This window comes from Xanthomonas sp. GW, assembly GCF_014236815.1.
In the GTDB taxonomy this organism is placed as follows: domain Bacteria; phylum Pseudomonadota; class Gammaproteobacteria; order Xanthomonadales; family Xanthomonadaceae; genus Xanthomonas_A.
Genome location: NZ_CP051189.1, coordinates 989,464 through 1,000,457 on the forward strand (window position 1 = coordinate 989,464; position 10,994 = coordinate 1,000,457).

The following is a 10,994-nucleotide window of genomic DNA, read 5'->3' on the forward strand; positions in this document are numbered from 1 at the left end:
GCCAAGCCAGACCCGGCGATGCGCGCCAACTTCGCCAAGCTCGACGCCTGTCTGCGCGGCAAGGGCGTGGCCCCGCCACCGTGGCGCGGCCCGCCGCAGGAGGGCGCCGCGCCTTCCCCGGCCGCGCCGCCCGCCCAACGCTAAGTCCTGCGGCCCGGTGCCGCATGCCCGCGTCGTCCCGATCCGGGACGGCGGGGGCGTTTTCTTTTTCGGGCAGGGGAATATACTGTCCCCCAGTATAGTTCCCAGGTCCCGCATGCCGCATACGCCCCACGAGAAGAAACGCGTCCTGGCCCGCATCCGCCGCGTGCGCGGACAGACCGAGGCGCTGGAGCGCGCGCTGGAAGGCGGCGCCGATTGCGCCGCGGTGCTGCAGCAGATCGCCGCGATCCGCGGCGCGGTCAACGGCCTGATGTCGGAAGTGATGCAGGCGCATATCCGCGAAGAATTCGGCCACGCCGCCGCCTCGGACACGCAGCGCGCCGCGCGCGTGCGCGAGATGGGCATGCTGGTCCGTTCCTACCTCAAGTGATCCCGAACCCCACGACCCAACCCGTTCTTCCAGGAGAAACCTCATGAAATCCCGTGCCGCCGTCGCTTTCGAAGCCGGCCAGCCGCTGCAGATCGTGGAGATCGACGTCGAACCGCCGCGCCAGGGCGAGGTGCTGGTCCGCATCACCCACACCGGCGTCTGCCATACCGATGCGTTCACGCTGTCCGGCGACGATCCGGAAGGCATCTTTCCCGCCGTGCTTGGCCATGAAGGCGGCGGCATCGTCGAGGCGATCGGCGAGGGCGTGACCAGCGTCAAGGTCGGCGACCACGTGATCCCGCTGTACACGGCCGAATGCCGCAAGTGCAAGTTCTGCCTGTCGGGCAAGACCAACCTGTGCCAGGCGGTGCGCGCCACCCAGGGCAAGGGGCTGATGCCCGACGGCACCACCCGCTTCTCCTACAACGGCCAGCCGATCTTCCACTACATGGGCTGCAGTACCTTCAGCGAATACACCGTGGTGCCGGAGATCTCGTTGGCGGTGGTGAATCCGGAGGCGCCGTTGGAGAAGGTGTGCCTGCTCGGTTGCGGCGTCACCACCGGCATCGGCGCGGTGCACAACACCGCCAAGGTCAAGCCGGGCGACTCGGTGGCCGTGTTCGGCCTGGGCGGCATCGGCCTGGCGGTGATCCAGGGCGCGGTGCAGGCCAAGGCCGGGCGCATCCTGGCCATCGACACCAATCCGGGCAAGTTCGATCTGGCGCGCAGCATGGGCGCCACCGATTGCATCAACCCGAAGGACTACGACAAGCCGATCCAGGAAGTCATCGTCGAGCTGACCGATGGCGGCGTGGATTTCAGCTTCGAGTGCATCGGCAACGTGCACGTGATGCGTTCGGCGCTGGAGTGCTGCCACAAGGGCTGGGGCGAGAGCGTCATCATCGGCGTGGCCGGCGCCGGCCAGGAGATCAGCACGCGTCCGTTCCAGCTGGTCACCGGCCGCGTGTGGCGCGGCAGCGCGTTCGGCGGCGTCAAGGGCCGCACCCAATTGCCGGGCATGGTGGAGCAGGCGATGCATGGCGAGATCGATCTGGATCCGTTCATCACCCACACCATGCCGCTGGAAGAGATCAACGAAGCCTTCCACCTGATGCACGAAGGCAAGTCGATCCGCACCGTGATCCATTTCTGACCTGACGGTCAGTCCGGCGCGCGGCCGATTCCGCGCATGCAGGTACGCGACAAACCCGGGAGGGGCATGATGAGTACCGTAACGATTCATCCGTCGGTGGACGGTGGTGTGCGCGCAGGCGCAGAGAATTTCCAGGGCGGCACGCTGGAATGCCACTGCGCCAGCGACAAGGTCACCGTGGACGTGGGGGCGCAGACCGCGCACAACCACGCCTGCGGCTGCACCAAGTGCTGGAAGCCGAAAGGGGCGACCTTCTCGGTGGTGGCGGTGGTGGGCCGCGACAAGGTCAAGGTCACCGCGCACGAAGAGAAGCTGAAGGTCGTCGACGACAGCGCGACGATCCGGCGCCATGCCTGCACCGGCTGCGGCGTGCACCTGTACGGGCGCATCGAGAACACCGAGCATCCGTTCTACGGCCTGGACTTCGTGCATACCGAGCTGTCGCCGCAGCAGGGTTGGTCGGCGCCGGGCTTTGCGGCGTTCGTGTCCTCGATCATCGAGAGCGGCACCCGCCCGGAAGCGATGGACGGCGTGCGCAGCCGGCTGCGCGAGCTGAAGTTGGAGCCGTACGACTGCCTGTCGCCGGCGTTGATGGACGCGATCTCCACCCACGTCGCGCGCAAGAACGGCGTGCTGCAGTAAAGCCTGTCGCTTCCCGCGGCGTGCCGCCCTGGCGGCGCGTTGCGGCGGCGTCTCCGGAGGCGGCCGGCGTTTGCCCGGCCGCCTCCCCCCTCTTCGGGATCCCTTTCATGGAACGCATCGAACACCATGCCTGCTGCGGCGGCTGGCAGGACGTCTATCGCCACGACTCGGCCGTGCTCGGCTGCACGATGAACGTGGCCGTGTACCTGCCGCCGCAGGCCGAACACGCCACGCTGCCGGTGCTGTACTGGCTCAGCGGGCTCACCTGTACCGAGCAGAATTTCATCACCAAGGCCGGCGCGCAGCGCTACGCCGCCGAGCACGGGGTGATCCTGGTCGCGCCGGACACCAGCCCGCGCGGCGACGACGTCGCCGATGCCGAAGGCTACGACCTGGGCAAGGGGGCCGGTTTCTACGTCAACGCCACCCGCGAGCCGTGGGCCAAGCACTACCGCATGTACGACTACATAGTGCAGGAGCTGCCCGCGTTGATCGAGGCGCAGTTCCCGCACAACGGGCGGCGCGCGATCAGCGGCCACTCGATGGGCGGCCACGGCGCACTGGTGATCGCGCTGAAGAATCCGGGCCGCTATCGCAGTGTGTCGGCGTTCTCGCCGATCGTGGCGCCGTCGCAGGTGCCGTGGGGCGAGAAGGCGTTTTCGGCCTATCTCGGCGACGACCGCGCCAGTTGGAAGGCCTACGACGCCACCGCGCTGATCGCCGAGGCCAGCGAGCGCCTGCCGTTGCTGATCGACCAAGGTGGCGGCGACGAGTTCCTCGACAAGCAGTTGCAGCCGCAGTTGCTGCAGGCCGCGGCCGATGCCGCCGGCTATCCGCTGACGCTGCGCCTGCAGCCCGGCTACGACCACAGCTACTACTTCATCGGCAGCTTCATCGGCGAGCACATCGCCCACCACGCGCGCGCACTGCAGGATTGAGGGCGCGTTGCGGCGGCTCACCGGCGTGCCGGGCGCCGGCGGTTGCATGCGCCAGTGCAGCGTGCTCCGCGTTGGAGCGATGGCGAGATGCATGCCGGGCATCATTGTGGGAGCGACTTCAGTCGCGACGGGCTCTACCGGTAAGGCCCGTCGCGACTGAAGTCGCTCCTACAAGGTTGCGTTGCCTGTAGTAGACAAAGAACCGCGCTGGCGCCGTCTTGCGCTGCCGCTGGCATGCCGGCACTGGCCGGCTCCCGCCACCACCGGATCATCGCGCTCACTGCCGCACGATGACGGCGCAATGGCAGTTGCATGTCGATTCCGCTCGCGGACCGGCGCCGCTCGTAAACAAATGCACCGCGCATCGTCCAATGCGCGGTTGTGCGATTGCCGTCGCGTCGGCTGAGACGGCGTGCCGCTAGATTCCTCGGCCTTCGCCATCGTGTCTTCCGGGACTGGAGTCGCGCCATGCTCGCTTGCCGCAAATCTGCATCGTTGTTCTCGCGGCAACGCTGGCGCAGTCCGCTCAGCGCGCGGGCCATGCTCGCCTGCACCTTGTTCGGCGCTTGCGCAGCGCTGGCGATCGGCGCGGCGACGCCGTAACTGGCGCCACGCTCGGAGCAATCCGGGGTCGCGTTGCAGGCCCACGAGCGGCGCCGTCGGTCGTGATCGATGGCAGGCCGGCGAGCGTTGCTACCACGGCTCTGGTCGTCCGCTACTGGATGAGATAGGCGCTTGGCGCATTGCTGGCCTGATGCAGCGACGCGATGGCCTCCATTCGGCGTTGGATGCAATCGCCGATATCGAATGCACCGCCTGCTGCGCTCCGGCGCAATGTCGGCGCGCGTCCGCGCTTGCCATAGGCAATATCCAAGCGTATCCCGGCCCAGCGACCAGCGACCAGCGACCAGCGACCAGCGACCCGCGATTCAAAGACTCAAAGACTCAAAGACTCAAAGACTCAGTGCGGCAGCCGCGCGGCCAGCTTGCCCAGCCGCCGCATCGCGCTTTCCAGGGTCTCGCTCCACGGCTGGCCGCAGGTCAGGCGCAAGTGGTCGGCGTAGTCGCCGCGGCTGGAATACAGGTGCCCGGGCGAGGTGCCGATGCCTGCGGCCAGCGCCGCCTCGAACAGCGCCTGGCCGCTGCCGCCGTCGGCCAGTTGCAGCCAGAGCGATAGCCCGCCGGCGGGATCGCCGACGCGGGTACCGGCCGGCCAATGCCGCACGATCGCCTCGCGCAGGCGCTGGCCGTTGTCGGCGAGGGTGCGGCGCAGCTTGCGCAGGTGCCTTTCCAGGTCGTGCTGCGCCAGGTAGTCGGCCAGCGCCAGCTGCGGCAGGCTGGCGCCGCCGACGGTGGAGAAGTACTTGGCGCGGACCAGCGCGTCGGTCCATTCGCCGCCGAGCAGCCAGCCCACGCGCAGGCCCGGCGCCAGCACCTTGGAGAACGAGCCGCAGGTGATCACGTTGCCGTGCGTAGCGAAGTGGCGCAGCGGGCGCGGGCGCTGTCCTGACCAAGCCAGCTCGCCGTAGATGTCGTCCTCGATCACCACGGTGCCGTGGCGCGCGCAGCTGTCGAGCAGGGCGCGCTTGGCGCTGTCGGGGGTGAGGCTGCCGAGCGGATTGTTGAAGTTGGGCACCAGCACCGCCGCGCGCGCCGGGGTGCGTTGCAGCAGCGCGTCCAGGCGCGCGGCGTCGATGCCGTGGCCGGCGCGGTTGGGGACTTCCAGCACCTTCAGCCGCAGCGCCGCGACCGCCTGCAGGATGCCGTGGTAGGTCGGCGTTTCTACCAGCACCACGTCGCCGGGTGCGGTCAGCGTGCGCAGCGCCAGGCTGATCGCCTCCATCGCGCCGGCGGTCACCACCACTTCGTCCGCCGCCACCGTGGTGGCGCAGTGCGCGTAGCGCTGCGCGATCTGCCGGCGCAGCGCGGCGTGGCCTTGCGGCGGCGCGTAGTCGAGTGCGACCGCGCGATGGCGGCGCAGCTGCCGCGCCAGCGCCGCGGCGAGGTGTGCGGCCGGCAGCAGCGCCGGCGCCGGGGTGGCGGTGTGCAGCGGGACCAGGTCCGAGCGCGCGAGCATGTCGAGCACGCCCTGCAGCGCCGGGTTGTCGACCACGCCCGGCGTGCGCCGCCGCATCGGCGTCGGCAGCGGTGGCAACGCGTCCGTTGCGGCACGCACGAAATAGCCCGAGCGCGGCCGCGCCTGCACCCGTCCTTCGCGTTCCAGCTGCAGGCAGGCCTGCACTGCGGTGGCGGTACTGATGCCGTGGTTGGCGGCCAGCTGACGGATCGACGGCAGGCGCTCGCCGGCGCGCAGCGTGCCGCGCTCGATCTGCGCGCGCAGCTGCACGGCGAGCGATTCGTACAAGAGCATGCGGTCACCTCATCTGTATCGGTCTACTTACAGCGTATCTGAATCTGTACTGGTCGGGGACGGCGCTGCACACTGGTCCTGTGCCGGCCACCGTGTCGGCGTTCCCATTGTTTGCGAGGCCGGCCATGCCGCTTTCCGTGTTCGTCGTCGATGCCTTCACCACGGTCCGCTTCAAGGGCAATCCCGCCGCGGTGGTGCCGCTGCAGGCCTGGCTGCCGGATGCGCTGATGCAGGCCATCGCCAGCGAGAACAACCTGTCGGATACCGCGTTCTTCGTGCGCGATGCCGATGGCGTGTTCGCGATCCGCTGGTTCTCGCCGCTGAAGGAAGTCGGCTTCTGCGGCCATGCGACGCTGGCCAGTGCGTTCGTGATCGCCACCCAGCAACTGGCACCGTTCCCGCTGCGCTTGCGTGCGGCCGCAGTCGGCGAACTCGGTGTGGAGCGGCTCGCCGACGGCAGCTTCGAGATGCGCTTTCCGAATCAGGCGCCGGCCTTGTTGGCGTCGGTGCCGCAGGCCTTGTTCGATGCCTTGTCGATCGCGCCGCAGGCGGTCTACGCCAACCAGCAGGCGTACATCGCGGTGTACGCGGACGAGCGCCAGGTGCGCGAGGTGGTGCCGGATCTGGCGCGAATGCTGGCGCTCGCGCCGCGCGATGTCGCGGTGACTGCGCCCGGCAGCGGCCACGATTTCGTGTCGCGCTATTTCTGGCCGGCCAATGGCGGCGCCGAGGATCCGGTGACCGGCTCGATCCATGCCGCGCTGGCGCCGTTGTGGGCGCAGACGCTGGGCAAGGCGCAGTTGACCGCGCTGCAGGCCTCGGCGCGTGGCGGTGAGCTCGGGTGCCGGGTCGAGACGCAGTACGTGTATGTCCGCGGCAGCGCGGTGCAGTACCTGCACGGGACGATCGAATTGTGAGCGCGGCCGTCGCGGTTCCCGCCGGCGCCACGCGGCGCGCGCTGTGGCAGCTGTTGCTGGCCGAAGTGCTGATCGGCTCGGTCGGCGTGTTCGTGCACGAGAGCGGGCAGGACCCGGTGACCGCGGTGTTCTACCGCTGCCTGTTCGGCGCGTTGTTCCTCACCGTGTGCGGGCTGCTCGGCGGCCAGCTGCGCGGGCTGTGGCGCGAGCGCAGATTAATGCGCGACGCCGCGATCAGCGGCGTGCTGCTGGTGCTGAACTGGGTGGCGCTGTTCGCCGGCATGGCGCGCTCGTCGATCGGCGTGGCGACGATGGTCTATCACGTGTTCCCGTTCGTGATGCTGATCCTAGCCGCGATGCTGCAAGGCGAGCGCACGCGCCGCAGCGACCTGGGCTGGACCCTGCTGGCCTTCGTCGGCCTGGCCTGTTCGGCGGACCCGGCACGGCTCTGGCATACCGCCGATCGCGGCTACCTGCTCGGCATCGCGCTGACCTTGCTGGCGGCGCTGCTGTGCGGCGCGTCGCTGTTGATGTCGCGGCGTATCAGCCGCGAGCGGCCGCTGGCGGTGGTGACGGTGCAGTGCTGGGTAGGCACGCTGCTGCTGGCGGGATTTTCCAGCGGCAGCGCATTGCATCCGGGCATGCACTGGCTGTGGCTGGCGGGCCTGGGGGTAATCCACAGCGGCATCGTCTACGTGCTGTTCTATTCGTCGTACCGGCACTTGCACGTGGCGACGATCGCGATCCTGGCGTTCGTGTACCCGCTGGTCACCCTGCTGCTGGACTTCCTGCTGTACGGTCACCGGCTGGTGCCGGTGCAATGGCTGGGCCTGGCGCTGATCGTGCTCGGCACGCTGGCGGTGAACCTGAAATGGCGTTGGCCGCAGCGCGCGGCAGGCGCGGCGGCAGGCGGCGTAGTGCCTTAGATAGATCTCATTGCAATCGGCGAAGCACTGTAGGAGCGGCTTCAGCCGCGACAGACTTCTCCAGCAAGGCCTGTCGTGATTGAAGTCGCTCCTACGGGTGTCATCGCCTGCACCAAGGCTGCTCTAGCCGATCCACGTCGTCGCGGGCATGCGGCGACGCGCTCAACGCACGTTGCGCAATTCCCAGCCGTTGCCGGCAAGCAGGCGCATGCGTTGCTTGAGGATGTCGCCGGGAATGCTGGTGGTGGCGACTAGGTCGATGCGCAGGTCGTCCTGCTTGCCGCTGACCGTGGCGGCTGCATCGACCACGCCCAGCGACGGGTCCACGTCGTCCGGTTCCGGCTGCAGCGCGCGCCAGCGCTCGAACCAGGCGGGGCTGCTCAAGGCCTGCTGCAACTGCTCGGCGAAGGCGTCGGCGCCGTTGGCGCTGAAGCTGAGCGAGGGCTCGCTGCCGCGTGCGCGGGCGGGGTCGGGCAAGCTGATCGAATAGGTCACGGCCATGGCGGTTCCTCTGGAGCGGTGCGGCGCAGCCTAGCAGGCGGCGTCGTGAGTGGGCTGTCTACACCGCGATCCCTGTAGGAGCGGCTTCAGCCACGACCAGCTGCCGATCGCACCTGTCGCGGCTGAAGCCGCTCCTACAACGACAGGATCCGCCCGCAACGTCTAGGCGAACGCATGCGGCCCATCGGCGAAACCCAGGGTGAGTGCGCCCTTGCCGACGTTGACCATGCCGGTCAGGCTCATCACGCTTTCCAGCACCTCCACCGCATGCGCCTCACAGACCTGGCGCAGTGCCGCGTAGCCGGGCAGGGCGCGCAGTTCGCTCAGTTCGCCGCCGTAGCTCAGGCACAGCGTCGGCGTCATCAGCCCGGCGGCGACGCGCTTGCCGACGAACTCGAACAGCTTCTGCACCGCGGCGTCGAAGCCCTTGATCTTGGCCACCGGCGCCGTTTCGCCGCGATAGCCGTGCAGCACCGGCTTGATGTCCAATGCAGTGCCGAGCGCGGCGCTGATCAGGCCGACGCTGCGGTCGCCCTTGCTGCGCGCGCGGGCGCGCATGTAGTACAGGTCGCGGGTGATCATGTAGCCGTGCACGTTGCCGGCCAGTTCCTCCAGCCGTTCGCGGATCGCCTGCACGCTGGCACCGGCCGCGCGCAGGCGTACCGCCTCGACCGCGGTCACCGCCTGCGCGGCGAACAGGTTCTGCGTGTCGATCACCCGCAGCGCGAACGGCGAGGTATGCCCGGCGGCCTGGCGGATCGGCTTGTAGTCGTTGAGGATGGCGAAGCTGGCCTGCAGCGCATGCTGGTGGATCGGGCTGCGGGTCTTGGTGATGGTCATGCAGAACACGTGGTCGTAGTCGATCACCAGCCGGCTCAGGAACAGCTCACGGATCTGCGCGACGCTGAACGGAATGGTCTCCGCTTCGGCACCGTGCTCGGCCACGTGCGCATGCAGGAAGCTGAGCGTGGCTTCCTCGTCGCGATGGTCGGCCAGCACCGCCTCGCCGATGCGCACGCTGATCGGCAGCAACACGATGTTGTTGTCTGCGATGTAGTCCTGCGGCAAGTCGCAGGCAGAATCCACCACGATCCCGATACGCATCTGGCCCCCTCCGGCGTTGCGCCTCGTCAGTACCGGCTAGGTTAGCGCAGACGCCTGGCGACGTCGCGGCCGGCTCAGCCGCCGCGCTGCACGGCGACCGGCAGCGCCGCCAGCCGCGCCATCTCGCCGCGCTGCAGCAGCTGCGGATCGGCCAATAGCGCCTGCATCAGCGGGTGCGCATCGTTGCCCCAGAGCAAGGTCTCGCCGATCTGCAGCGTCGGCACGCCGAACACGCCGGCGGCGATGGCCTGTTCGGTATTGGCGCGCAACTGCGCCTTGACCTGCGGATCGCCGACGGCGGCGGCCGCATCGGCGATGCCCAGCGCCTGCGCCACCGGCGCCAGTGCGGCGGCATCGTCGCCGGCCTGGCCATCGCGCCACAGCCAATCGAACAACGCGTCGATCGCCTGCGGCGTGCTGCCGGCAGCGATGCACAGCCGCAGCGCGGCCAGCGGGTTGAACGGATGCGCCGGCGGAAACCGCAGCGGCACGCCTTCCTGCTGCGCCTGCCACTGCACGAACTGATAGGTGAAGCTGCGCTTGTGCGGGATCTCCGCCGGTCCGCGCGTGTGCAGATGCTGCAGCACCGCGCCGAACACGATCGGCACCGGTTCGATCCGCGCGAACTCGGGCAGCGCCTTGAGCTTGTGCCAGTGCAGATAGGAAAACGGCGAGACGAAATCGAAATACCAGCGCAGGCGCATGAGCGGGCTCCGGTCGGGGATGCGCCAGCTTACTCGCCTGCCCGCGTGCGGCGCAGCGTGTTGCACTGCGGCGCATGCCGCGTTCGTGCGCGTGTTGCGACCGGTATGCTGGACGCTGCGGTAGACAATGCGTCGCCGCCGATCTCGATGGCATGTGGGAACTGGGAACGTGCGCACGCTGCACGCCTCGATCGCGTGGCGCTATTTCCGCAGCGCATGCCGCCAGGCGTTCTTCGCATAGCTCGTGCCGCGACGGTCTTGCTAGCGTCCGCCGCGACAGCACCTCCGCTGCCGTGCCTGCCGACCTCCTGGGAGAAACCGAACATGCATGATGTCCAGATCGCTCCGATCGCCGCACCGCATCTGCGCGCCGCCGTGCCACGCGCGCGCTTGCGCCGGCGCCTGCTGCAGGCGTTGTTCGCCGTGTCGTGCCTGGCGGCCGCGCCGCTGGCCTTGGCCGGGCCTTACAAGATCTTCGGCAACCACTATGCGTGGGTCAACAATTTCAACGATCCCAACAATGGCATCCAGGGCACCTTCGGCACCGGCAGCACGCCGGAGCTGAGGGTCACCTTCAATTTCGCCAACTCCAGTCTGTACGGGTATCCGGCGATCGTGCGCGGCTGGCACTACGACTGGAATCCGACCAGCGATACCTTGTTCCCGCGGCAGGTGTCGTCGCTGAGCACGATCCCGGTCAAGTTCAACTACAGCGCCGGCGGCAGCAACCTGGGCGGCGATTTCGCCTACGACCTGTTCTTCCGCCACGACACCAGCAAGGGCGTGCCGCAGTTGGAAGTGATGATCTGGGGCGGGCACAACTCCTGGCCGATCGGCACGCTCAGCGCCAGCAACGTGATCAGCGCCGGCGGCTATACCTTCGACCTGTGGGAAGGCAACAACAGCGCCGCCGGCTACTACGTCTACACGTTCATCCCGCACGGCACCGCCGGCCAGCCCAACCTTCCCACCAGCGGCAACCTCAACGTCGACGTCAAGCCGTTCCTGAACTGGCTGCAGGCCAACCGCAGCAAGGACGGCCGCTACAGCAACGCGCTATACCTGCATGTGGTCGAGGCCGGCTTCGAGGTGGTGCGCGGCAACGGCTGGGCCAAAGTCAGCGCGACCATCGACGCGCATTGAGTCGCGCGCCGTGGCGACGGCCAGGCCGGGCCGTCGCCGCCATGGCGGGACATTTCCGGCATC

General features: G+C 68.5%; 12 protein-coding genes. 7 read left to right on the plus strand and 5 right to left on the minus strand.

The window, feature by feature from the left end; all coding sequences use genetic code 11:
• Positions 1–256 precede the first annotated feature (256 nt).
• The 4 genes from HEP73_RS04235 (at position 257) to fghA (ending at position 3,265) form a co-directional block, all read left to right on the plus strand.
• Complete coding sequence (locus HEP73_RS04235) at positions 257–532, plus strand: metal/formaldehyde-sensitive transcriptional repressor (protein WP_145702911.1); 276 nt, start codon at positions 257–259, stop codon at positions 530–532.
• Between the two features lie 43 nt (positions 533–575).
• Positions 576–1,685, plus strand: coding sequence for an S-(hydroxymethyl)glutathione dehydrogenase/class III alcohol dehydrogenase (locus HEP73_RS04240; RefSeq protein WP_185815275.1), 1,110 nt, complete (start codon positions 576–578; stop codon positions 1,683–1,685).
• A 69-nt stretch (positions 1,686–1,754) separates the two neighbouring features.
• A complete protein-coding gene (gfa, locus tag HEP73_RS04245) occupies positions 1,755–2,327 on the plus strand; it encodes an S-(hydroxymethyl)glutathione synthase (RefSeq protein ID WP_185815276.1) in 573 nt (190 codons plus the stop codon).
• A gap of 107 nt (positions 2,328–2,434) precedes the next feature.
• A complete protein-coding gene (fghA, locus tag HEP73_RS04250; RefSeq protein ID WP_185822240.1) occupies positions 2,435–3,265 on the plus strand; it encodes an S-formylglutathione hydrolase in 831 nt (276 codons plus the stop codon).
• Positions 3,266–3,980: 715 nt separating this feature from the next.
• Here the strand turns inward: fghA and HEP73_RS04255 are convergent.
• Entirely contained in the window at positions 3,981–4,139 is a 159-nt protein-coding gene (locus HEP73_RS04255; RefSeq protein WP_185822241.1) for a hypothetical protein, read from the minus strand.
• A gap of 87 nt (positions 4,140–4,226) precedes the next feature.
• The gene (locus HEP73_RS04260; protein WP_185822242.1) at positions 4,227–5,636 is read right to left on the minus strand and encodes an aminotransferase-like domain-containing protein; all 1,410 of its coding nucleotides are present in this window, start codon (positions 5,634–5,636) and stop codon (positions 4,227–4,229) included.
• 125 nt (positions 5,637–5,761) lie between these two features.
• On the opposite strand from HEP73_RS04260, the gene HEP73_RS04265 reads away from it, so the two are divergent.
• Complete coding sequence (locus tag HEP73_RS04265) at positions 5,762–6,553, plus strand: PhzF family phenazine biosynthesis protein (RefSeq protein ID WP_185822243.1); 792 nt, start codon at positions 5,762–5,764, stop codon at positions 6,551–6,553.
• Positions 6,550–7,479: a DMT family transporter gene (locus HEP73_RS04270; protein ID WP_185822244.1), complete on the plus strand. Its 930-nt coding sequence runs from the start codon at positions 6,550–6,552 to the stop codon at positions 7,477–7,479. Before HEP73_RS04265 ends, HEP73_RS04270 begins: the two co-directional genes overlap by 4 nt.
• A 162-nt stretch (positions 7,480–7,641) precedes the next feature.
• Here HEP73_RS04270 and HEP73_RS04275 read toward each other — a convergent pair whose 3' ends face one another.
• From HEP73_RS04275 to HEP73_RS04285, 3 genes are all read right to left on the minus strand, one after another.
• Positions 7,642–7,980, minus strand: a complete 339-nt coding sequence (locus HEP73_RS04275; RefSeq protein WP_185822245.1) for a hypothetical protein — start codon at positions 7,978–7,980, stop codon at positions 7,642–7,644.
• A gap of 162 nt (positions 7,981–8,142) precedes the next feature.
• Entirely contained in the window at positions 8,143–9,084 is a 942-nt protein-coding gene (locus HEP73_RS04280; protein ID WP_185822246.1) for a DegV family protein, read from the minus strand.
• 74 nt (positions 9,085–9,158) lie between these two features.
• Positions 9,159–9,788, minus strand: a complete 630-nt coding sequence (locus tag HEP73_RS04285) for a 2-hydroxychromene-2-carboxylate isomerase (protein ID WP_185822247.1) — start codon at positions 9,786–9,788, stop codon at positions 9,159–9,161.
• Positions 9,789–10,112: 324 nt separating this feature from the next.
• Here HEP73_RS04285 and HEP73_RS04290 point away from each other — a divergent pair, with 324 nt between their 5' ends.
• Positions 10,113–10,931 (plus strand): GH12 family glycosyl hydrolase domain-containing protein, encoded by an 819-nt coding sequence (locus tag HEP73_RS04290; protein ID WP_185822248.1) that lies wholly within the window; start codon positions 10,113–10,115, stop codon positions 10,929–10,931.
• Positions 10,932–10,994 lie beyond the last annotated feature (63 nt).

What these genes read in the sequence shown, in the direction of transcription:
- HEP73_RS04235 (WP_145702911.1), top strand. Translation starts at nt 257, where the DNA reads ATGCCGCATACGCCCCACGAGAAGAAACGCGTCCTGGCCCGCATCCGC.
- HEP73_RS04265 (WP_185822243.1), top strand. Translation starts at nt 5,762, where the DNA reads ATGCCGCTTTCCGTGTTCGTCGTCGATGCCTTCACCACGGTCCGCTTC.
- HEP73_RS04290 (WP_185822248.1), top strand. Translation starts at nt 10,113, where the DNA reads ATGCATGATGTCCAGATCGCTCCGATCGCCGCACCGCATCTGCGCGCC.
- gfa (WP_185815276.1), top strand. Translation starts at nt 1,755, where the DNA reads ATGAGTACCGTAACGATTCATCCGTCGGTGGACGGTGGTGTGCGCGCA.
- HEP73_RS04260 (WP_185822242.1), bottom strand. Translation starts at nt 5,636, where the DNA reads ATGCTCTTGTACGAATCGCTCGCCGTGCAGCTGCGCGCGCAGATCGAG.
- HEP73_RS04275 (WP_185822245.1), bottom strand. Translation starts at nt 7,980, where the DNA reads ATGGCCGTGACCTATTCGATCAGCTTGCCCGACCCCGCCCGCGCACGC.
- HEP73_RS04280 (WP_185822246.1), bottom strand. Translation starts at nt 9,084, where the DNA reads ATGCGTATCGGGATCGTGGTGGATTCTGCCTGCGACTTGCCGCAGGAC.
- HEP73_RS04240 (WP_185815275.1), top strand. Translation starts at nt 576, where the DNA reads ATGAAATCCCGTGCCGCCGTCGCTTTCGAAGCCGGCCAGCCGCTGCAG.
- fghA (WP_185822240.1), top strand. Translation starts at nt 2,435, where the DNA reads ATGGAACGCATCGAACACCATGCCTGCTGCGGCGGCTGGCAGGACGTC.
- HEP73_RS04285 (WP_185822247.1), bottom strand. Translation starts at nt 9,788, where the DNA reads ATGCGCCTGCGCTGGTATTTCGATTTCGTCTCGCCGTTTTCCTATCTG.